Source organism: Pseudomonas sp. SWI44, assembly GCF_002947915.1.
GTDB lineage: Bacteria > Pseudomonadota > Gammaproteobacteria > Pseudomonadales > Pseudomonadaceae > Aquipseudomonas > Aquipseudomonas taiwanensis.
On record NZ_CP026674.1, the window covers coordinates 3,573,914 to 3,596,092 of the forward strand.

General features: G+C 62.1%; 18 protein-coding genes. 11 read left to right on the forward strand and 7 right to left on the reverse strand.

The features are described 5' to 3' along the window. Positions 1-4 precede the first annotated feature (4 nt). From C4Q26_RS16850 to C4Q26_RS16870, 5 genes are all read left to right on the forward strand, one after another. Positions 5-646, forward strand: coding sequence for a tetratricopeptide repeat protein (locus C4Q26_RS16850; protein ID WP_027906603.1), 642 nt, complete (start codon positions 5-7; stop codon positions 644-646). A gap of 1 nt (position 647) precedes the next feature. After that, the gene (bamB, locus tag C4Q26_RS16855; protein WP_023382201.1) at positions 648-1,790 is read left to right on the forward strand and encodes an outer membrane protein assembly factor BamB; all 1,143 of its coding nucleotides are present in this window, start codon (positions 648-650) and stop codon (positions 1,788-1,790) included. Positions 1,791-1,907: 117 nt separating this feature from the next. Beyond that, entirely contained in the window at positions 1,908-3,374 is a 1,467-nt protein-coding gene (gene der, locus C4Q26_RS16860) for a ribosome biogenesis GTPase Der (RefSeq protein ID WP_023382200.1), read from the forward strand. Between the two features lie 183 nt (positions 3,375-3,557). Next, a complete protein-coding gene (locus C4Q26_RS16865) occupies positions 3,558-4,706 on the forward strand; it encodes a pyridoxal phosphate-dependent aminotransferase (RefSeq protein WP_023382199.1) in 1,149 nt (382 codons plus the stop codon). Continuing rightward, positions 4,694-5,485, forward strand: a complete 792-nt coding sequence (locus C4Q26_RS16870) for an amidohydrolase (RefSeq protein ID WP_023382198.1) — start codon at positions 4,694-4,696, stop codon at positions 5,483-5,485. The genes C4Q26_RS16865 and C4Q26_RS16870 overlap by 13 nt, the downstream gene beginning before the upstream one ends. 66 nt (positions 5,486-5,551) lie before the next feature. Here the strand turns inward: C4Q26_RS16870 and C4Q26_RS16875 are convergent, their stop codons facing one another. Both C4Q26_RS16875 and C4Q26_RS16880 read right to left on the reverse strand, forming a co-directional pair. After that, positions 5,552-8,098 (reverse strand): sulfite reductase flavoprotein subunit alpha, encoded by a 2,547-nt coding sequence (locus tag C4Q26_RS16875; protein ID WP_104884054.1) that lies wholly within the window; start codon positions 8,096-8,098, stop codon positions 5,552-5,554. Positions 8,099-8,272: 174 nt separating this feature from the next. Further along, a complete protein-coding gene (locus C4Q26_RS16880; RefSeq protein WP_104883338.1) occupies positions 8,273-10,576 on the reverse strand; it encodes a TonB-dependent siderophore receptor in 2,304 nt (767 codons plus the stop codon). Positions 10,577-10,796: 220 nt separating this feature from the next. Here C4Q26_RS16880 and C4Q26_RS16885 point away from each other — a divergent pair, with 220 nt between their 5' ends. From C4Q26_RS16885 to C4Q26_RS16895, 3 genes are all read left to right on the forward strand, one after another. Continuing rightward, positions 10,797-11,477 (forward strand): Fe2+-dependent dioxygenase, encoded by a 681-nt coding sequence (locus C4Q26_RS16885; protein WP_023382195.1) that lies wholly within the window; start codon positions 10,797-10,799, stop codon positions 11,475-11,477. 3 nt (positions 11,478-11,480) lie between these two features. After that, complete coding sequence (locus tag C4Q26_RS16890) at positions 11,481-12,233, forward strand: tetratricopeptide repeat protein (protein WP_104881279.1); 753 nt, start codon at positions 11,481-11,483, stop codon at positions 12,231-12,233. Positions 12,234-12,298: 65 nt separating this feature from the next. Beyond that, the gene (locus tag C4Q26_RS16895; protein ID WP_023382193.1) at positions 12,299-12,829 is read left to right on the forward strand and encodes a hypothetical protein; all 531 of its coding nucleotides are present in this window, start codon (positions 12,299-12,301) and stop codon (positions 12,827-12,829) included. A gap of 51 nt (positions 12,830-12,880) precedes the next feature. On the opposite strand, the gene C4Q26_RS16900 is transcribed toward C4Q26_RS16895, so the two are convergent. Further along, complete coding sequence (locus tag C4Q26_RS16900) at positions 12,881-14,044, reverse strand: type III PLP-dependent enzyme (RefSeq protein WP_023382192.1); 1,164 nt, start codon at positions 14,042-14,044, stop codon at positions 12,881-12,883. A 505-nt stretch (positions 14,045-14,549) separates the two neighbouring features. Between C4Q26_RS16900 and C4Q26_RS16905 the strand changes: the two genes are divergently transcribed. The 3 genes from C4Q26_RS16905 to C4Q26_RS16915 all read left to right on the forward strand — a co-directional run bounded on the left by C4Q26_RS16905 (position 14,550) and on the right by C4Q26_RS16915 (position 18,556). After that, a complete protein-coding gene (locus C4Q26_RS16905; protein ID WP_027906599.1) occupies positions 14,550-15,038 on the forward strand; it encodes an RNA polymerase sigma factor in 489 nt (162 codons plus the stop codon). Between the two features lie 17 nt (positions 15,039-15,055). Continuing rightward, positions 15,056-16,018 (forward strand): FecR family protein, encoded by a 963-nt coding sequence (locus C4Q26_RS16910; RefSeq protein ID WP_104883339.1) that lies wholly within the window; start codon positions 15,056-15,058, stop codon positions 16,016-16,018. Between the two features lie 108 nt (positions 16,019-16,126). Beyond that, on the forward strand, positions 16,127-18,556 hold the full coding sequence (locus tag C4Q26_RS16915) for a TonB-dependent siderophore receptor (protein WP_104883340.1): 2,430 nt from the start codon (positions 16,127-16,129) through the stop codon (positions 18,554-18,556). Between the two features lie 84 nt (positions 18,557-18,640). On the opposite strand, the gene C4Q26_RS16920 is transcribed toward C4Q26_RS16915, so the two are convergent. Genes C4Q26_RS16920 through C4Q26_RS16935 form a run of 4 tightly spaced genes read right to left on the reverse strand, consistent with a single transcriptional unit; the run spans position 18,641 to position 22,083 of the window. Beyond that, on the reverse strand, positions 18,641-19,798 hold the full coding sequence (locus C4Q26_RS16920) for a betaine/proline/choline family ABC transporter ATP-binding protein (RefSeq protein WP_023382188.1): 1,158 nt from the start codon (positions 19,796-19,798) through the stop codon (positions 18,641-18,643). After that, complete coding sequence (locus C4Q26_RS16925; RefSeq protein ID WP_023382187.1) at positions 19,795-20,448, reverse strand: ABC transporter permease; 654 nt, start codon at positions 20,446-20,448, stop codon at positions 19,795-19,797. The genes C4Q26_RS16920 and C4Q26_RS16925 overlap by 4 nt, the downstream gene beginning before the upstream one ends. After that, entirely contained in the window at positions 20,445-21,356 is a 912-nt protein-coding gene (locus C4Q26_RS16930; RefSeq protein ID WP_023382186.1) for a glycine betaine ABC transporter substrate-binding protein, read from the reverse strand. The genes C4Q26_RS16925 and C4Q26_RS16930 overlap by 4 nt, the downstream gene beginning before the upstream one ends. A 13-nt stretch (positions 21,357-21,369) precedes the next feature. Next, positions 21,370-22,083 (reverse strand): ABC transporter permease, encoded by a 714-nt coding sequence (locus tag C4Q26_RS16935; RefSeq protein ID WP_023382185.1) that lies wholly within the window; start codon positions 22,081-22,083, stop codon positions 21,370-21,372. Between the last annotated feature and the right edge of the window lie 96 nt (positions 22,084-22,179).

A 22,179-nucleotide genomic window follows, 5' to 3' on the forward strand; every position in this document is an offset into this window, starting at 1 on the left:
TGGGGTGTCGAGTACCGATGATGAAGGCCTGGCCGCAGCCAAGGACTGGTGGAACCGCAACGGCAAGCCGCTGCTGACCGGTGCCCTGCTGGCCGGTGTGGTGGTGTTGGGCTGGAATACCTGGCACAAGTACCAGAACAATCAGTCGCAAGGTGCCTCGGCGCTGTACCAGGCCCTGCTGGAAACCAGTCTGACGCCGAGTGGCCAGCCTGACGCCACCAAGGTGGCGGAATTGTCTGGCAAGCTCAAGAGCGAGTTCGGTGGTACCGCCTACGCCCAATACGGCAGCCTGTTCGTGGCCAAGGTGGCGGTCGAGAGCGGTAAGCTCGACGACGCCGCCGCCGAGCTCAAGAGCGTGATGGACAAACCTGCCGACGCTACCCTGGGTGAAATTGCTCGCCAGCGTCTGGCGCGTGTGCTCGCTGCCCAGGACAAGGCCGAGGAGGCGCTCAAGCTGCTCGATGGCGACGCCGACAAGGCGTTCCTGGCCAGCCGCGAAGAGTTGAAGGGCGACCTGCTGGTGCAGCTGGGTCGTGCCGACGATGCTCACGGCGCCTACGAAAAAGCCAAGGCCGCGCTGTCCGATGACGCCGCGGTCGGTGGCCTGCAATTGAAGCTGGATGACCTGGCCAAAGGGGACGCCTGACGTGATCGGTTGGAAACAAGCAGCAGTGCTGACCCTGGCCGTATTGGCCGCAGGTTGCAGCAGCAACAGCAAGAAGGAACTGCCTCCGGCCGAGCTGACCAAGTTCACCGAGGAAGTGGTGCTGAAGAAGCAGTGGAGCCGTTCGATCGGTGACGGCCAGGGCGAGACGTACAACACCCTGGTGCCGGCCATCGAGAATGACCGCATCTACGCATCCGATGTCAATGGCGAAGTCTTCGCCCTCGACCGCATCACCGGTGACGTGGTGTGGAAGAAGGATCTGGAGTTGCCGGTTTCCGGCGCTGTAGGCGTAGGCTACGGCCTGGTCATGCTCGGCACGCTCAAGGGCGAAGTCATCGCGCTGGATTCCAGCACCGGTGAGGAGCGCTGGCGCTCGCGCGTTACCAGTGAAGTGCTGGCACCGCCAGCGAACAATGGTGACGTGGTGGTGGTCCAGACCCAGGACGACCGTCTGATCGGCCTCGATGCCGCGACCGGCGACCGTCGCTGGATCTATGAAAGCACTCCGGCGGTGCTGACCCTGCGTGGCACCGGCGCGCCGATCGTGACCAACCGTCTGGCCGTTGCTGGCCTGTCCACTGGCAAAGTCATTGCGGTGGACATCAGCAACGGCGTGCCTGTCTGGGAAAGCCGCGTGGCCATTCCACAGGGCCGTTCGGAGCTGGACCGCGTGGTAGACATCGACGGCGGCTTGCTGCTGTCCGGTGGTACCCTGTACGTCAGCACCTACCAGGGCCGTGTCGCGGGCCTGGACCTGGAAAGCGGTCGCGTGCTGTGGCAGCGCGATGCGTCCAGCTACGTAGGTGTCGCCCAAGGCTTTGGCAACGTCTACGTCAGCGAAGCGTCGGGCACCGTCGAGAGTGTCGACGAGCGTTCTTCCAGCGCGCTGTGGACCAATGACTCCATGGCCCGCCGCCAGTTGTCGGCGCCGGAAGTGTTCTCCAGCTACGTAGCGGTAGGTGATTTCGAGGGTTACCTGCACCTGCTCAGCCAGGTCGACGGCCGTTTCGTCGGTCGCGAGCGAATCGACAGCGATGGCCTGCGCGCCCGACCCCTGGTGGTCGGCGACACCATCTACGTCTTTGGCAACAGCGGCAAGCTCGAGGCACTGACCATCCGCTGAAGCTATGCTCAAGACCGCTACAGGTCTTGAGTTGCGGCGTAGGAAACGCCGCCCGAACTCCGGCCGCTGCCTTGCAGCGGCCTTTGCATTTTCAAGAATTCAAGAGTGGAGAGCCGCATGGTTCCCGTAATCGCCCTGGTGGGACGGCCGAACGTCGGCAAGTCCACCATGTTCAACCGCCTGACCAAAACCCGCGATGCCATCGTCGGTGACCTGTCGGGCCTGACCCGTGACCGCCAGTATGGCGATGCCACCTGGCAGGGTCGTTCGTACATCCTGATCGACACCGGCGGTATCACCGGCGACGAAGTCGGCATGGACGAGAAGATGGCCGAGCAGTCGCTGATGGCCATCGAGGAAGCCGACTACGTGCTGTTCCTGGTCGATGCCCGCGCCGGCATGACCGCCGCCGACCAGATGATCGCCGAGCACCTGCGCAAGCGGAACAAGGAAGCGATCCTGGTCGCCAACAAGATCGACAACATCGACGCCGATGTCGCTCGCGCCGAGTTCTCGCCGTTGGGCATGGGCAACGCCATTCCAGTGGCCGGCTCGCAGGGCCGTGGTATCAATGCGCTGATGGAGGCCGTCCTCGGCCATCTCCCACGCGACCAGGTCGAGGAAGCGCTGGATGCCGACGTCGCCGAAGGCGAGGAAGCTGTGCGTATTCCGGGGCCGAGCGAGAAAGATGGCATCAAGATCGCCATCATCGGTCGCCCCAACGTCGGTAAATCGACGCTGGTCAACCGCATGCTCGGTGAAGAGCGCGTGGTGGTGTACGACCAGCCGGGCACCACCCGCGACAGTATCTACATCCCGTTCGAGCGTGATGACGAGAAGTACACCTTCATCGACACCGCCGGGGTGCGCAAGCGCGGCAAGATCCACGAGGAAGTCGAGAAGTTCTCGGTGGTCAAGACGCTGCAGGCGATCAAGGACGCCAACGTGGTGATCTTCGTCATGGACGCCCGCGAAGGCGTGGTGGACCACGACCTGAACCTGCTGGGCTTCGCCCTGGAAGCCGGCCGCGCCATCGTCATCGCCCTGAACAAGTGGGATGGCATGGAGCCGGGTGAACGCGATTATGTGAAGACCGAGCTGGAGCGCCGGCTGTTCTTCGTCGACTTCGCCGACATCCACTTCATTTCGGCGCTGCACGGCACCGGTGTGGGCCACTTGTACAAGTCGGTTCAGGCTGCGTTCAAGTCGGCGGTTACCCGCTGGCCGACCAGCCGCCTGACCCAGATCCTCGAGGATGCGGTCAGCGAGCACCAGCCGCCGCTGGTCAATGGCCGCCGCATCAAGCTGCGCTATGCCCACCTCGGTGGTGCCAACCCGCCGTTGATCGTGATCCACGGCAACCAGACCGACAAGATTCCGAAGTCGTACTCGCGTTACCTGGAAAACACTTACCGCCGTGTGCTCAAGCTGGTCGGTACGCCGATTCGCATCGAGTACAAAGGGAGTGAGAACCCGTTCGAGGGCAAGAAGAACACCCTCACCGACCGCCAGGTCAACAAGAAGCGCCGCCTGATGTCGCACCACAAGAAGGCCGAGAAGAAGCGCCGCGACAAGAAGCGCTGATTTCCCGCGGGCGTGGTCGCCCGCAAGCAGGCTCCTACCGCCAAGGTCAGGAGCCGGCTTGCCGGCGATTTGGCCCTTTGACCCAGCGCAATACCCTCATTGTTTCATCCTTTTTCCTGACCGCTCGATCCGCTATGCTCGGACTCCAACCCCGTGCCGGATACCCCCAGGAAAGAGGGCTTCATGATCCGCAGCAAACTGCCGAATGTTGGCACGACCATCTTTACCACCATGTCCCAGCTGGCCGTACAGACCGGCGCGTTGAACCTTTCGCAGGGTTTCCCCGACTTCAACGGCCCCCAGGCGCTGCTGGACGCGGTTGGCCGCCATGTGGCTTTAGGGCACAACCAGTATGCGCCGATGACCGGTCTGCCAGCCCTGCGCCAGGAGGTCGCCGCCAAGATCGAGCGCCTGTACGGTGCAAAAGTCGATGTCGACCATGAAGTGACCATCACCCCAGGTGCCACCGAGGCGATCTTCTGTGCCATCCAGGCCGTTATCCAAGCGGGCGACGAGGTCATCGTCTTCGATCCGTGCTACGACAGCTACGCGCCTTCGGTGGCCCTGGCCGGTGGCCGGTGCGTGCATGTTCAGTTGAGCGATGGCGATTTTCGTATCGACTGGCAGAGGTTCAGCGACGCCCTGAGCCCGCGTACGCGCATGGTCATTCTCAATGCTCCGCACAACCCCAGCGGCGCGCTGATTACCCGTGAAGATCTCGACCAGCTGGCCAGTCTGATCGCCGGGCGCGATATCTACCTGGTCAGCGATGAGGTCTACGAACACTTGGTGTATGACGGTGTGCGCCACGCCAGCGTGCTGGCCCATGCCGAACTCTACAGCCGCGCGTTCGTGGTCAGCTCGTTCGGCAAGACTTACCACGTCACTGGCTGGAAGACCGGTTATGTCGTTGCCCCGCCAGCCCTGAGCGCAGAGCTGCGCAAGGTGCATCAGTACGTCAACTTCTGTGGTGTGACGCCGTTGCAATGTGCCCTGGCCGATTTCATGGCCGAAGACCCCGGGCATGTCGACGCGTTGCCTGGCTTCTACCAGGCCAAGCGCGACCTGTTCTGCGACTTGCTGCAAGACTCGCGTTTCACCTTTGTCCGCACGGCGGGCACTTATTTCCAACTGGTGGACTACTCGCAGATCCGCCCGGACCTGAACGACGTCGACATGGCCTTGTGGCTGACCCGCGAACATGGCGTGGCGACCATTCCGGTGTCGGTGTTCTACCAGCAACCCATCCCCGAGCAACGCCTGGTTCGCCTGTGCTTTGCCAAACGAGAGGAGACGCTGCGTCAGGCAGCGGAAAAACTATGCGCGATCTGAGTGCACTGCCTAACCTGAAAGTCGCCTTGGTGCAGACCACCCTGGCCTGGCACGACCGCGAAGCCAACTACGCGCACTTCGATGAGCTGCTGGCGCAGGTGGGCGATGTGGATCTGGTGATCCTGCCCGAGATGTTCACCACCGGGTTTTCCATGGCCTCGGAAACCCTGGCCGAGCCTGAGAACGGCCCCACCTACAAATGGCTCAAGGCCCAGGCGAAGAAACACGACGCAGTCATCACCGGCAGCCTGATCATCCAGGCCGCGGACGGCAGCCACCGCAATCGCCTGCTGTGGGCGCGCCCGGATGGTGAAATCCTGCATTACGACAAGCGCCACCTGTTCCGCATGGCCGGCGAGCACAAGCACTTCACCCCGGGTGAGCGCCAGGTGCAGTTCGAGCTCAAGGGCTGGCGGGTGCGACCCCTGATTTGCTACGACCTGCGTTTCCCGGTGTGGAGCCGTGACGCCCAGGACACCGACCTGTTGCTGTATACCGCTAACTGGCCGGCGGCCCGTCGCCTGCATTGGAACCGCCTGTTGCCGGCGCGTGGTATCGAGAACCTGTGCTATGTGGCCGCAGTGAACCGGGTAGGTACCGACGGCAAGGGCTTCGCCTATTCGGGTGACAGCCAGGTGCTGGACTTCCAGGGCGAGAGTCTGCTGAGCGCCGGGGAGGCGGATGGGGTGTTTACTGCGGTGTTGAGTGCAGCGGAGCTGGCGGCCTACCGGGCCAAGTTCCCGGCGAACCTGGATGCCGATACCTTCGAGTTGCATTGACAGTGGGGCCGGCCTTCTCGCGGCTAAACCCGCGAAGAGGCCGGTGCCGGTTACATCGATTTCCGCTCAGTACACATCCCGCCGATACCGCCCATCCTCGATCAATTGCTGCACAGTCGCTTCGCCGAGGATGGCGTTGAGCGCGGTATCGACCCCGGTGGCCATTCCTCGCAGGCTGCCGCAGACATATACACAGGCGCCGTCGTCGATCCAGCGTCTGAACTCATCGGCCTGTTGCAGCAGGACATCCTGCACATAGACCTTCTCGGCCTGATCCCGCGAGAAGGCCACGTCCAGTCGTTTCAGATCGCCCACGTCGAGCCACTGCTGTAGCTCGACACCACAAAGCAGGTCGTGGGCACGGTTGCGCTCGCCGAACAGCAGCCAGTTGCGCTGCTCGCCCGCGCTGATGCGTGCCTTGAGCAAGCTGCGCAGGCCCGCCAGGCCGGTGCCGTTGCCGATCAGAATCATGGGGGCCGGCGCTTCTGGCAGGTGGAACCCACTGTTGCGGCGCAGGCGCAAGCTGACGGTGCCATTGACCGGCAGGTACTCGGTCAGCCAGCCCGAACCCAGGCCGAGGGTGCCGTCGCCATGACGTTCCTGGCGTACGATCAGCTCGAGCTCGCCGTCGCTGGCAATCGAGGCGATGGAGTATTCGCGGCTACCGATCGGTACCAGCGCATCGACCAAGGCTTGGGCATGCAGGCCGAGCAGGTGGCTGCGGTGGGTGGGCAATTGGCGACTGGCCAAGGCTTGGCCCAGGGTCTCGCTCAGACCGTCCAATTGCACGCGGGTATTGGGGTCCAGGCCCAGCCCATCGAGGAATTCACCGATCCGACGTTGGCCATTGAGTGGAAGCACCTCGACCAGGTCGCCGGCTTGCCAATTCGCCGGGTGTTCAGGGCGCAGCCCCAGCAGGAAGACCGGTTGTCCCAGGCTGCCGGGGTTGAGTAGCTCGCGGCGGGTCAGGCTCCAGTTTTCGAAGTCTGGCGCTTGCCAGGCAGCGACTGGCTTGGCGCCGGTCAGCCTGGCAAGCGCGTGCTGCCATTGTTGCAGTGCCGCCTGGTCGACGTTGTCCACCTCCACCGGGCTGAAGGCGCTGCTGGCACCGCGCTCGCCGAGCCAGGCCTGCAGGCGCCGGGCAAAACCACAGAAGTGTGGGTACTGTCGGTCACCCAAGGCCAGCAGGGCATAGGTGAGGTTGTTCAATGCCCATGGCTGGCCGAGCACTTTGCGTTCGAACGCGCGCGCACTGTCAGGCGCTTCGCCATCGCCGAAGGTACTGACCACGAACAGCGCGCGACGCGCCTGGCGCAGGTCGTTCTCTTGCAGGTCGGCCAGTGGGCGGACCTGAACGGGCAATCCGGCAGCCTGCAACTGCCCAGCACTTTGCCAGGCCAGCTGTTCGGCAAAGCCGCTTTGGCTGGCGAAGCCGATCAACCAGTTATCGGCTTTGTCCGCGGTAGTGACGACGGTGCCCCGTGCGGCACGAACCTGACGTTTCTTGCGGCGACGATCGAGGTACAGCAGCCAGCCGGTGACGAAGAACAGTGGCATGGTCAGGCTCGCGATCGTGACGATGATTCGCCCGGTCAGGCCGAAATAACTGCCCACGTGCAGCGCGTAGACGCTCTGCAGCAGCTGGGCCTTGAACGACTTGTCATCGTAGCGCTCCACGCGCTTGAACTGGCCGCTGGCCGGGTCCAGGGTGACGGTGTTGAAGGCGCGCTCGTGAGGGGCGTTGTCCAGCAGGTAGAAGAGTGTGGCTGGTCGGTCGCCAGCCGGCGGCAAGCGCAGGTTGTAGCTGGCAAGGCCTGGGCCTGCGGATGCCTTGAGGTTGCTCCAGATCGCGTCGTAGTCGACCACCAGCGGCGGTGTATCCTTGTCGGCTTTCTGCAGGCCATGGCGTGCACCACGTTTGTGCTGCTCACCACCGGCCGGCGTGTCGGCCAGCCACTTGTTCAGCCCCTCGCGGTACCAGTCGTAGGACCAGAACAAGCCGGTGAGGGCGAAAAGAAGGTAGAACAGCAAGCACCAGGTCCCAGCCACCGCGTGCAGGTCCCAGTTGAACGCGCGGCCCTTCTTGGCCCAGTCGAACGTAAGCCAGACCCGCCAGTTCAGCGCCTTGCGCGGCCAGCGCAAGTACAGCCCGGACAAACAGAAGAACACCAGCATGAGGGTGCAGGCGCCGGTGATTTGCCTGCCGGTCTCGCCCATGGCCAGGAAACGGTGCAACTGCAGCATCAGGTTGAAGAAGCCTTGCCCGGCGACTTCACCCTTGAGCTCTCCCGTGTAGGGGTCGGCATAGCGCAGTTCGCCACGGCGCTCGCCGGGGGCAGGGGTGAAGAAGAGGCGTGCGGCATTGCCTTCGCGGGTATCGACCCACAGCATCGAGACCTTGTCGCCTTGTGCAGCCTCGGCCCGTCGGACCAGCTCTGCTGGCGGCAGCACGCCTTCCTGGCGCACCTCGACCCGCAGGACATCGGCATTGAACAGCCGCAGCAGTTCTTCCTGGAACGAATACACCGCGCCGGTGATGCCCATCAGGGCCAGCACCAGGCCAGCGGTGATGCCAAAGAACCAGTGCAATTGGAACAGCGACTTCTTCAACACATCGATCACCATTTGGGGCCGCGCGGGGCCGGGCGGCGTGGATTATGCCTTGATACGCAAAAACCCCGCTCACTGAAATGAACGGGGCCGGGTCGGGGATTGTTTAGTGCCAGTGTGGGCCCTATCGCCGGCAAGCCGGCTCCTGCAGGGGCCGGCTTTACCCCAATCCCGTCATCAGAAATGAACGCTGGTGGTCAGCAATGCGGTGCGGCCTGCGGCCTGGTTGGCGAAATGGGTGGAGAACGCCTTGTCGTAGTACACCTCGTTGGTCAGGTTTTGCACGTTCAACTGCAGGTCCACGTTCTTGGTCAGCTTGTAGGCGGCCATGGCGTCGTAGCGGACATAGCTGTCGACCATGGTGGTGTTCGCCACGCTGCCGTAGACGTCGTCGACGTAGAAGGCACCGCCACCGACCGTCAGCTTCGGCGTGATCGCGTAGGTGGTCCACAGGCTGGCACTGTTGTTAGGTGTGTTAGGGAGCTGGTTGCCATCATTGGCCTTGCCCAGGGGGCCGCCGTCGATCTGCCGGGCCTGCATGTAGGTGTAGCCGGCGAACACCTGCCATTTCTCGGTGATCTTGCCGCTGGCCGACAGCTCGATGCCCTGTACGCGAGTTTCGCCAACGTTCTCGTACGAGGTGGTGTCCACCTGAACGCGAGCATTTTCCTTCTCGGTGCGGAACAGGGCGGCGGTGAGCGACAGGCGCTCGTTCAGCAGGTCCCACTTGGTGCCGATTTCGTAGTTGGTGGTCTCTTCCGGCTCCATGTCGCTGCTCAGCAGGTTGCCGGAGCGGTCGGTGGTATTGCCCAGCGGGTTGCCTTCCATACCTTCGCCAAGCAAGGCACCTGGCGGCGTCGCGGAAGTGGCGTAGGAGACATAGATGCTGCCGTTGTCGGCTGGCTTCCAGACCAGGCCCAGTTGGCCTGTGAAGAACTCACTGGTGTCACTGCCCTTGGATGCGATGCCATTCTTGTTCACCACGGTCGCACCCGAGGCGTCGTAGCCACGGTACTGGGTGTCGAAGTGGTCGTAGCGCAGGCCCATGTTCAGCAGCCACTGAGGTGTCAGCTCAAGTGTGTCGAACACGTAGATGGCGCGGGTGTCGCTCTTGGTGTCGGTACCCGCGTAGTTGCGTGAGATCGCTCCATTCCACGGATCGTCCGGCGTCGGGTTGCCCAGCGAGGTGCAGTTGTACGGGGCACCGATGCCATTGCACACGTTCTTGTTGTTGACCTTGGTGGTGCCATCCAGTGTGGCGACATTGTAGGAAGACCGTTTCGATTCTTCGCGGCTGAGTTCGATACCCGTCGAGAAGTTGTTCTTGAAGCCCGCCACATAGAACTCGCCGAACAGGTCCGTCTGGTTGGTGGTGGTCGTGGTATTGCCGACGCGGGTATTGGCCCGACGCCAGACTTCGCCGTTATTGACGTTGCCCTGGCTATCGTCGGGCTGAGTCAGGATGTAGTCCTGCATGCTGTTGCCATGACGCAGGGTGTTCTTGATGGTCAGCGCGTCTGTCAGGTCGTGCTCGATGGCGAAGGTGGCAATGTCGACACGGCTTTTGCGGAAATCGCGATTGGTCAAGCCGTAGAAGTTGTCGCTGTCGCCACCGTCATTCGGCTTGCTTGGGTGGGCCGAGGTGCGGTCGCCGCTACCGCCGGTCGGGATCGTGTACGGGATACCCGAGTCTGGCAGGTCGTCGCTTTCCAGGTGGTAGTAGTCAAGGTTGACGCGGGTCGGCGTGCCCAGGCCAAAGGCCAAGGACGGTGCGATACCCCAGCGGTCGTAGTTGACCTTGTCGCGCCCGGCTACGTTGCTTTCGTGAGTCATCAGGTTCAGGCGGCCGGCAACGGTATCGCTGAACTGGTAGTTGCCATCGAGGGTGTAGCGCTGGGTCTGGTCGCTGCCCCAGGTCCACGCGGCGTCGAGCGAGTTGCCCAAGTGCGCCCGCTTGCTTACCAGGTTGATGGTGCCGCCGGCAGCTCCGCGGCCACCGATCGCCGAGTTCGGGCCTTTGGCAACTTCCACCGACTCCACGGCGAAGATCTCGCGGGTTTGTGCGCCGGTGTCTCGTACGCCGTCGAGGTAGGTGTCGCCTTGGGCATCGAAACCGCGAATGAACGGGCGATCGCCCTGGGGATTGCCGCCCTCGCCGGCACCGAAGGTAATGCCCGGCACGGTCCGCAGAGCATCCTGCAGGTTCAGGGCATTGGTGTCCTTGATCACTTGCTGTGGAATCACGGTGACTGAACGGGGCGTGTCCACCAGGGGAGCGGTGTACTTCTGCGAGGAGGCCTTTTCGACTTTGTAATCGGTGCTGGCCTGTTCAAGCTTGCCCTCGATGCTGGTGGCATCGAGGGTGATGGCGTTACTGGCGGAGGGCTCGGCGGCATAGGCAGAGGACGCGCTGAGGGCGACGCCGATGGCCGAAACGATAAGGCGCGGTGAACTTACGGTAGATGGCACGTAGTGACGCATTGCAAAGAACCTTCCCCAAGGTGTTAAGGCTGCGGATCTTAATGTAAGCAATTGTGACTCACAATTGAGAGTCGTTACCATTCGCTATGAATTTACATTCTTTACAATTTGTCTTTACGGTTTGCACGCGCTGAAACGTCTTAAGCGGCGGACGGGGCTTGTACAGCGTAAAAGGTAATCAATATCATTGAGCCTTTACACTTCCTGATGGTGCGTTGCCATGCTGCTTCACATTCCCGGCCTGTTCGACGCCGACGAGCTCACTCGCATCCGCGAGGCCCTTGAGCAGGCCGACTGGGCTGATGGCAAGATCACGGCGGGGTATCAGTCGGCCAAGGCCAAGCACAACCTGCAGTTGCCCGAAGGGCACCCACTGGCCAAGGAATTGGGTTGCGCATTGATCGACCGCTTGTGGAAGAACCCGCGTTTCATGTCGGCGGCGTTGCCGCACAAGGTCTTCCCGCCCCTGATCAACTGTTACCGCGAAGGGGGCAACTTCGGTTTCCATATCGACAATGCACTGCGCCAGCCCAAGGGCAGCCCCGAGCGAGTGCGTACCGATCTGTCATCGACCCTGTTCCTCAGCGACCCCGACAGCTACGACGGCGGTGAGTTGGTCATCCAGGACACCTACGGCGTGCAGCAGGTCAAGCTGGCGGCCGGTGACCTGGTGCTGTACCCCGGCACCAGCTTGCACAAGGTCAACCCGGTGACCCGTGGCGCACGCTATGCGGCATTTTTCTGGACCCAGAGTCTGGTGCGCGACGACGGGCAACGTACATTGCTGTACGAGATGGACAATGCCATCCAGCAATTGACCACCGATGTGCCGGAGCATCCTGCCTTGCTGCAACTGACCGGCACCTACCACAACTTGTTGCGCCGCTGGGCCGAGGTCTGAACCGTGTCCTACCAATTGCGTCGTGAGGACGTGGTGGATGTCGCGGGCTTGCAGGCCATGCTCGAAGACAGCCCTGGCAAGGCCGCCCAGGCGATTCTCGCGGCAGCGGGGCAGGGCGTGGTCCAGGCCCAGTTGTTACTGGGGCAGATACTGCTCGACGGGCGAGGCATCGAACAGGATGCCCTGTTGGCTCGACGTTGGTTCGGCATCGCTGCGCAGGCGGGCAATGCCATGGCGCACAACATGCTTGGACGCTGCCTGGAACATGGCTGGGGCGGCGAGGTGAACCTTGTCAAGGCTGCCATCCATTATGCGCACGCTGCCGATGCCGGGCTCGACTGGGGGCTTTACAACCTGGGTAACCTGCTGGCCACCGGGCGCGGAGTAGCGGTCAACCAGGCCCAGGCTCTGGCCTGTTACGAGAAGGCCGCGCACCTTGGCCATGCCAAGTCGATGAACCTGCTTGGCCGTTATCTGGAACACGGTATTGCCACTGCGCCCAGCCCTGTTCGGGCGGTGCGCTGGTATCGGCGTTCAGCCGAGGCGGGGGATTTCCGGGGCATGTTCAGCTTGGCATTGGTGCTGTTCGAACGAGGTGAAAACCAGGAAGCACTGAGATGGATCGAACTTGCCCGCGCCCAAGGTAACGTGCCGTTCTTGCGTAGCAGCCTGAACACCTTGCGCTCGGCAGGCCCTTCAATGGCGGCTGTCGCAGACGGCTATGCCCTGGAAATACAGCTGCGCGAGGAAGTCTGACCGACTTCGTTGATTGAGCGAGCAGGCTGAAAGTCGCGCCTCTCGATTCAATCGCGAGGTTAAGCATGAAGTACGTTCAGGACCGTTCGTTTATTGCCACCTTCACCTCAGTCACCCCAGGCTACGAAGGGTGGCTGGACTCGATGGAGGGGACGCCTCGGGAGCGGCGCTGCCAGTGGTTGACCGTCAGTTCCAGTAGCGAGGTCAAAAGCCCGCAACGCTTTTGGTTCGGGTATTTCGAAGGAGATCGACACGGCTATCAGGTACGCGCCGTCGAATCGGGCGAAGGCTATGCGCATTACGACATCTGGGACCTGAGTGGGCAAAGCTACATTGGTTACTACGCCAAAAGCGATGAGCCGGTGAGTTGGCGGGTGCGGGTCGACGGCACGAAGATCGAACAGCCGCAGATCCAGGTCTATCAAGGCGTGACGTTGGCTGCGCCAGGCTTGGCAATGGTCAGCGTGGCCAATCGAAAGCCTTGGGATGACCACTACGTGGGGGTTGGCAAACCTAACGTGCTGACGTTCGAGATGGCGGTACAGGACGTCAATGTCCCCAATTTCAGCAATGTTTCACTGTATAGGCGTCGATGAACCACCACGTGGTGCGCCTGCGAAAACGGGGCCTTGCGGCCCCGTTCTGGTTTACAGGTAGTAAGCCTTCAGCGGTGGGAAGCCGTTGAATTCCACTGCGCTGTAGCTGGTGGTGTAGGCCCCGGTCGACAGCCAGTACAGACGGTCGCCGATCGCCAGGTTCAGCGGCAGGCCGTACTTGTAGTGCTCGTACATGATGTCGGCGCTGTCGCAGGTCGGGCCTGCGATCACGACTTCTTCGGTTTCGCCCTTCTTCTCGGTCCAGATTGGGAACTTGATGGACTCGTCCATGGTTTCGATCAGGCCGGAGAACTTGCCCACATCGGTGTAGATCCAGCGCTCGACGGCGGTGCGCGACTTGCGCGCAACCAGGACCACTTCACTGACCAGGATACCGGCGTTGGCGATCAGCGAACGGCCCGGCTCGAGGATGATTTCCGGCAGGTCATCACCGAAGTCTTCCTTCAGGAAGCGAATGATTTCTTCGGCGTAGGTTTCGAGACTGTTGGTACGGGTGATGTAATTGGCCGGGAAGCCGCCACCCATGTTGATCAGTTTCAGTTCGATGCCGTCTTCTTCCTTCAGGCGCTCGAAGATCACTTTGACCTTGGCGATAGCAGCGTCCCAGACGCTGATGTCGCGCTGCTGCGAACCAACGTGGAAGGAGATACCGTAGGGCACCAGGCCCAGGTCGCGGGCGAGGATCAGCAGGTCCATGGCCATGTCGGTCTGGCAGCCGAACTTACGGGACAGCGGCCAGTCGGCAGTGGTGGAGCCTTCGGTGAGGATCCGCACGTAGACCTTCGAACCCGGTGCGGCCTTTGCGATGTTGCGCAGGTCGGCTTCCGAGTCGGTGGCGTACAGGCGCACACCCTTCTCGTAGAAGTAGCGGATGTCCTTGGACTTCTTGATGGTATTGCCGTAGCTGATGCGGTCGGCGCTGACACCGCGGCCCATCACTTTGTCCAGTTCGTAGATCGAGGCGATGTCGAAGCTCGAACCTTTCTCTTTCAAAAGATCGATGATCTCGACCGCCGGGTTGGCCTTGACCGCGTAGTAGACCTTGGCGAATTCGAAACCGGCGCGCAGGTCGTCGTAGGCCTGGCTGATCATCTGGGTGTCGATGAGTACGAACGGGGTTTCCTGCTTGTCGGCGAACGCCTTCATCTTCTGGAAGGTTTCACGCGCGAAATAGTCTTCGACCTGGATCGACATGCTCAGGGACTCCATGGGCAAACTGAAAGATTAAGTGGCTGCAAACTGAACGTCCTCCGTATCCCCACTTTGGTTCGCCTACTCAGTACTTGAGCCGGATGGATCGTTTCCAGCATGGACGTTCGGCGCGCACTTTAGGGCGTGAAGAATGCAGAATCAACAGGCAATCCGGGTGCGATCGTCGTGGATCGACGCCCTACCCGTTGAATAACCGACTCGCATGACCGCCTGATGTTCCCGGCACTGTTTCAAGCGTAAAAAATTGTGGAATGGAGCGTGTAGGCCCCTTCGCGGGTAAGCCCGCTCCTACAGGGTTTTCACAATTTAGGTCGGCGCGGGTTTACCCGCGAAGGGGCCAGAGGTGTTCATATTTATGGCCACATTCTCAAGCACTCCCGTACATGACATCACCCATAAATTTTTTGTTACCGACTGGCGGATTTGCTGAGTTTGATGAGAAACATTACTATTCGCACCCTTATCCGCCTCCCTGACGACCCAGACCGTGTCCGGACACAAAGGCTTCCTCGACCACTACCACGAGCTGATCGGCACCTGGACGCGCAAGTTGCGCAGTCGTCAGCAGGCCGAGGATCTCACCCACGATGCCTTTGTGCGGGTTCTTGAGAACACGCGTGAGCAGGTCGATCAGCCTCGCGCTTATCTTCATCAAACTGCCCGCAACATTGCCGTGGACGGTTTTCGCCGCGAAGACCGGCGTCAGCAACTGGAGCAGGAAACCTTCGAGGAAGGTGCCACCGCCAGCGACGACCCTGAAGCCTATGTACATGCCCTGGAACTGGCCGACAGCGTCGAGCGCGCCCTGGCCGAATTGCCCCTGAACTGTCGGCGGGTATTCATCTGGCAGAAGCTCGAAGGCCTGACCCAGGCGGAAATCGCCGAGCGCATGGGTTTGACCAAGAACATGGTCGAAAAGTATATGATCCGCACGCTCCGGCATCTGCGTGAGCACCTGGATGTGTCCACCCGATGAGTCAGGAGACCTTTGCGATGAAACAGCACGGTGCCGGTACCGTCCGCGAGCAGGCAGCCGAATGGTTCGCTCGCGTCCACGATGCGCCGCGCGACAGTGCGTTGCAGGCTCGGTTGCACGATTGGCTCGAAGCACATCCCAGCCACCGTGCAGAATATGACGCGTTGGCGCTGCTTTGGTGCGCAGCCGAGCGCATCCCCCCACAGCGACTGCAGGCATTATGTGAACCGGAGCCGGTGCGCCATTTGCCGCGGCGGGGCGTGCTGCGCCAGGCGCTGGCTGCCGGTGTTGCCGTCGCCGCGCTGGGCCTGGGCTGGAGCGGTTGGCAGTACCAGCGGCTGAACCATCAGGACACCTTGCAGACAGCCTTCGGTGAGCGCCGTCAGGTCGAACTGCCAGATGGTTCGCTACTTGCGCTCAACAGCGCGACGCGGCTGCAAGTGGCATACAGCACGGGTCGCAGGCACATCGTGCTCGAAGCCGGCGAGGCAATGTTCACGGTTGCCCACGACAGCAGCCGACCATTCGTCGTCGACACCGCCCAGGGCAGCGTTACCGTGACCGGTACCCGTTTTGATGTACGCCTGGACCCGTCGCTGACCCGTGTGGCGGTCGAGCAGGGCTCGGTGCGTGTGCAGGGCCGCGATGCATCGCTGGCGCAGTTGGGCGCCGGGCAGGGCGCTTCCATCGATGCGCAGGGCAAGGTGGCCGAGCCCTACGCGATCAATGCGGCTGCGTTGACCGCCTGGCGCCAGGGCAAACTGGTGTTCGAGAACGCCACCCTGGAGGAAGTGGTGGCGGAAGTGAAGCGTTACCGGGCTCAACCGCTGCGAGTCGCACCTGGCAAGGTCGCCGGGCTGCGCTTGTCCAGCACTTTCAGCACCGACGATACCGACGCACTGTTGCGCGCTTTGCCAAGTATCCTGCCGGTGGCCATCAGGACCCACCAAGACGGTTCACGCGAAATAGTCGCAAAATAAATTCAGGTTTTTTCCCCGTCGTTCGTCTTCCCCGCCAGCTGCAACTGCCAAGCATTTACATTTGCATGCGGTTGGCGTTTATCCCGACTTTCAGGATGCTTCGAAGACGTGAACAACAACAAGCCATTCCCTCGTTTCCGCGCGCTGGCGCTGGCCCTTGCGGTCAGTGCCGTGGCCTTCGACAGCCATGCCGAGCAGGCCGCTGCCGCAATTCAGATCCAGGCCCAACCGTTAGCGTCTGCCTTGAGCCAACTGGGCCAGCAAACCAACCTGCAGCTGTTCTTCAGCCCTGAGCTGGTAGCCGGCAAGCAGGCCCCGGCGGTATCGGGCCAACTGGCGCCGGAACAGGCGCTGCAGCAACTGCTGCAAGGCAGCGGCCTGACCTATGAGATGTCCCAGGGCACTGTGGTGGTGAAACCGGCCCAGGCCGCTGGCAGCTTGACCTCCGGCAGCCTGGAGCTGGCACCGACCGATGTGAAGGTGGTGGGTGACTGGTTGGGCGATGCCGAGCAGGCTGTGGTACAGAACCACCCCGGCGCACGGACGGTGGTGCGCCGCGAGGCGATGGTGGAGAAAGGCGCGATGAACGTGCGTGACGTGCTGCGGGGCATTCCGGGGGTTCAGGTGCAGGACTCCAACGGCACCGGCGGCAGCGACCTTTCGCTCAACGTTGGCGTGCGTGGCCTGACCTCGCGCCTGTCGCCGCGTTCGACCGTGCTCATCGACGGCATTCCAGCGGCCTTCGCGCCCTACGGCCAGCCACAGCTGTCCATGGCGCCTATCTCCTCGGGCAACCTCGACAGCATCGACGTGGTCCGTGGCGCAGGCTCTGTGCGTTATGGGCCGCAGAACGTCGGTGGGGTGATCAACTTCGTGACCCGGGCGATCCCCGAGAAGGCTTCGGCGCAGTTGTCCACCACGCTTGAGACCTCGCAGCATGGCGGCTGGAAACACACCGAGTCGGCGTTCGTTGGCGGCACTGCGGACAACGGCATGGGCGTCGCGCTGCTGTACACCGGTGTCAACGGCAACGGCTATCGGGAAAGCAACAACGGCAACGACATCGATGACGTCATTCTCAAGACCCACTGGGCGCCAACCGACAGCGATGAGTTCTGGCTGAACTTTCACTACTACGATGGCCGTGCCGACATGCCCGGAGGCCTGACCCAGGCCCAGTACGATCAGAACCCGTTCCAGTCGGTGCGCGACTACGACTACTTCGCCGGCCGTCGCAAGGACGTTTCGTTCAAATGGCTGCGCCAGCTCGACGATGCCACTCAATTCGAGGTGTTGACGTACTATACCGACAGTTTCCGTGGCAGCTCGATTGCCTCGCGCGACATGAAGACCTTGTCTTCCTACCCGCGCAATTATCACACCTTCGCCATCGAACCGCGTGTGTCCCGGATCTTCTTCGCCGGGCCCACCACCCAGGAAGTCAGCGTGGGCTACCGCTACCTGAAAGAGGCCATGCGCGAGCAGTCCACGCGTCTGGGGCTGGTCGACAATGTGCCTACGCCGATCCCAGGCTCCGATGGCCATGTGTTCCAGGACCGTAGCGGTGGCACCGAGGCCAGCGCCTACTACATCGACGACAAGATCGACGTCGGCAACTGGACCATCACGCCGGGTATCCGTTTCGAACACATCAACACCGACTGGCGTGATCGCCCGGTGCTTGGTGCCAATGGCAAGCCGGTGCCGGAGAAGAACCGCAGCATTACCAGCAATGAGCCACTGCCAGCGCTGAGCGTGATGTACCACCTTTCCGATGCCTGGAAACTGTTCGCCAACTACGAGACATCGTTCGGCAGCCTGCAGTACTTCCAGCTGGGTCAGGGCGGCACGGGCAATAGCACCGCCAACGGCCTGGAGCCGGAGAAGGCCAAGACCTACGAGATCGGTACGCGCTATGACAATGGTGCTTTCGCCGGGGAGCTGACCGCGTTCTACATCGACTTCGACGATGAGCTGCAGTACATCAGCAACGATGTGGGGTGGACCAACCTCGGCGCCACCAAGCACCAAGGTATCGAAGCGTCGGTTCGCTATGACCTGGCCGGTCTGGACCCGCGCCTGCAAGGGCTGTCGGCCAATGCGGGCTTCACCTACACCCGCGCGACCTACGAGGGGGAGATTCCCGGCTTCAAGGGCCGCGACCTGCCATTCTATTCGCGCCAGGTGGCCACTGCCGGCCTGCGCTACGAGGTCGATCGTTGGACCTGGAATCTGGATGCCTATGCCCAGTCCAAGCAGCGCGCGCCGGGTACCGGGATCAACGCCGATGGTAGCTTCAACGGCGACTACATCACCGAGCCAAGTGCTGACGGGCAGTACGGTGACATTCCCGGTTACGTGACCTGGCATGCCCGTGGTGGATATGACTTCGGGCCGCAAATGGCCAACCTGAAGCTGGCGGCAGGGGTGAAGAACCTCTTCGACAAGCAGTACTACACCCGCTCCAGCGATAACAACGCCGGCATTTATGTGGGTGAGCCGCGTACCTTCTATGTGCAGGCCAGTGTAGGGTTCTGATACCGCGTCGGCTGCTTTGCCGGTGAACCCGCGCCCACAGTGACGGTGCTGTCCCTGTGGGGCGGGTTCGCACAGCAATTCAGATCAGGATGCCACGGCCTCGGCAGGCGATACGATGCTGGTCTTCGCCCCGCGCGACCTGCCCGAACTCAAATAGGCCGCAATCGACTCCTGCGTCACCTCGCCGAGGAACACCTGCTCGGCATCCAGCACCGGTAACCACGCCCGATTGAACTCGTACATCCGTGACAACAGGATGCGCAGGTTCTCATCATGCGACGCCGTGGCGTTGAACGGGCGCAGGAAGTCCGCACAGGTTCCTTGCTGGCGGTGCATGTCGCGCCGACGTACGTACCCCAGCGCCTTGTTCGCTGCATCGGTGACCACCACATAGCGACGGTCATGCTCGTCGAGCAGCTCCAGCGCATCGCTCACCGATGTCTGCGGACTCACCGACGGCGCGTTGTCCGCCGCATCTTCGGCGCGCACCAGCAACAGGCGTTTCAAGGTGCTGTCCTGACCGACGAAATTGCTGACGAAATCATCCACCGGATGGGCCAGCAAGGTATCCGGGTGATCCAGCTGCAACAGCTTGCCGGCACGGAAGATGGCGATCTTGTCGCCCAGCTTGATGGCTTCGTCGATGTCGTGACTGACCATGATCACGGTCTTGTTCAGTGCTCGCTGCATCTCGAAGAACTCGTTCTGGATCATTTCGCGGTTGATTGGGTCGACCGCGCCGAACGGCTCATCCATCAACAGCACGGGCGCCTCGGCGGCCAGGGCGCGGATCACGCCGATACGCTGCTGCTGGCCACCGGAAAGCTCACGTGGGTAGCGCTGCAGGTACTGCTTGGGTTCGAGCTTGATCATGTGCATCAGCTCGCGGGCGCGCTCGTGGCACTTTTGCTTGTCCCAGCCGAGCAGGCGCGGGACCACGGTGATGTTTTCCTCGATGGTCATGTTGGGGAACAGGCCAATCTGCTGGATCACATAGCCGATACGCCGACGCAAGGTCACTTCGTCCAGCCCGCTGGTGTCTTCGCCATTGATGAACACCTGGCCGGAGGTCGGGGTGATCAGGCGGTTGATCATCTTCAGCGTGGTGCTCTTGCCGCAGCCGGAAGGGCCAAGAAACACGCAGATCTCGCCTTCGTTGACGGTGAGGCTGACCGAGTCGACGGCTTTGACGTCCTTGCCGTTCACGTTGAAGGTCTTGCTGAGGTTCTTGAGTTCGATCATGAGCGCAGTCCTTCTGGAGTCAGGGCACGTTGCAGGGTTTGCAGGAGCAGGTCAGCGATGATCGCCAGCAGGCTGACCAGCACGGCGCCGACCAGCAGCATCGACATGTCGCTACGACTGATGGAGGTGAGGATCAACACCCCAAGGCCGCCGGCACCGATGGTGGCGGCAATGGTCATGACACCGATGTTCATGACCACGGCGGTGCGTACACCGGCGAGGATCACCGGCACTGCAATGGGCAGCTCGACCATGCGCAGGCGCTGGCCGAAGGTCATGCCGATGCCACGCGCGGCCTCGCGGATACCAGGTTCGACGTTGGTCAGTGCCAGGTAGGTGTTGCGCAGGATCGGCAGCAGTGAATAGAGGAACACCGCGGTGATCGCAGGCATCGGCCCAAGCCCTTGGCCGAATTTGGAGTAGAACGGCAGCAACAAGCCGAACAGGGCGATCGAAGGGATTGTCAGCATGACCGTAGCGCTTGCCTGCAGCGGGCCGGCAACAGCCGGGAAGCGGGTCATCAGGACGCCCAGCGGCACGCCGACGATGATCGCAAGGCCCACGGCGACACTGACCAGCATGATGTGCTGCCAGGTCAGTTGCAGGACCAGGGCCCAGTCGAGGTGGGCGAACGTATCGAGCAGGCTCATGGCTGCACCTCCTTAAGTGGATGCGCCTGCAGGAAGGCTGCGGCGACGGCACTCGGGTTCTGGTGCTCGACATCGACCTTGGCGTTGAGCTGGCGCATGGTTTCGTCGTCAAGCTGTTCGGCCAGTGGCTTGAGCAGGCTGGCCAGTTCCGGGTTGGCGTCGAGCACCGCTTTGCGAACCACCGGTGCGGCTGTGTAGTCGGGGAAGTAATGCTTGTCGTCTTCGAGAAGCTTCAGGTCGAATGCGCTCAGGCGGCCATCGGTGGTGTAGACCAAGCCGGCGAATACTTGGTTGTTGCGCAGGGCGGTGTAGACCAGGCCCGCGTCCATTTGCCGAATGTTCGCCCTGCCCACTTGCAGGTCGTACATTTCCTTGAGGCCGACCAGGCCATCCGGGCGGTTGGCGAACTCGGTATCCAGGGCCACCAGAAGGTTGCCATCGGGCTGCGCGCGCAGCACATCGTTGAGTGCCGAGATGCTGGTCACTTGCGGGTACGCTTCGGCAACCTTGCGTGGCAAGGCCAGGGCGTAGGTGTTGCTGAACTTGGAGGGTGTCAGCCAGATCAGGCCCTTCCCGGCATCCAGTTCCTTGACCTTGGCGTAGGTGGCTTCGGCACTGGGCATGCGCTCGTCGATATGGTTGTACGACACCAGCGAGACACCGGTGTATTCCCACATCAGGTCGAGTTGGCCGGTTTCCTGGGCCTGGCGTGCCAGGCTGCTGCCCAGCCCGCCGGTGACACGCACCTGATAGCCATGGGCGCGCAGATACTGGGCGGTGATCTCGGCCAGCACGGTCTGTTCGGTGAATACGCGAGCACCGATACGAATCAGCGGTTTGTCCGCTGCCTGGGCAAATCCTGCGAACAGCAGGGCCGCGCCCAGCAACAAGGCGATTGTCTTTTTCATGGGTTCCCTCTCGTTATCGGGCCAGGCCAGGTTCCAGCCAGCGTCTGCTGGCGAAACTCACCGCCGCGTCCAACGCCAATGCCAGCAGTGCCGTGCAGGCAGCGCCCAATAGCAGTTGTGGCTGGTTGTTCAAGGCGATGCCGGGGAAGATCAGGCTGCCCAGACTGTTGGCACCGATCAGGAACGCCAGCGGCGCCGTTCCAACGTTCAGGGCCAGGGCTACGCGCACACCGCCGACGATGATCGGCACGGCATTGGGCAGTTCCACCTGCCACAGTTGCTGGCGCGGGGTCATGCCAATGCCGGTGGCGGCTTCCTTGAGCGAGGCGGGGACGTTCTTCAGACCCTCGTAGGTATTGCGCACGATGGGCAGGAGAGAGGCGAGGAACAGCGCGAAGATCGCAGGACCTGCGCCGATGCCCAGGACACTGAGCGCGATGGCCAGGACAGCCAGGGGGGGAATGGTGTTGCCAACGTTGAAGAACTGCATGAAGCGCTCGGCTTTGTCGACCCGGTGCGGTCGACTCAAGGCAATGCCGGCAGGGATGCCCACGGCCAGCGCCGCCGCCATCGAAGCCAGCACCAATACCAGGTGCGCTTGCAGGTAGAACCCAAGATCGTCGCGATAACGCGCGATCGTGTCGATGCCGATCCAATGGACCAGCAGGGCCAGGATGACGAGCACGGTGGCCCATCCCAACAGCCCTTTTCCGTAGCGTGCAGCCACAGGCGGACTCCTTGTGTAGTCGGCGAACACACTCCCGTGGCGGCCGGCCATTCCTGGCGGCAGGCAGTGTGGTCGCGAGTAGCAGCGTGCGGTCTC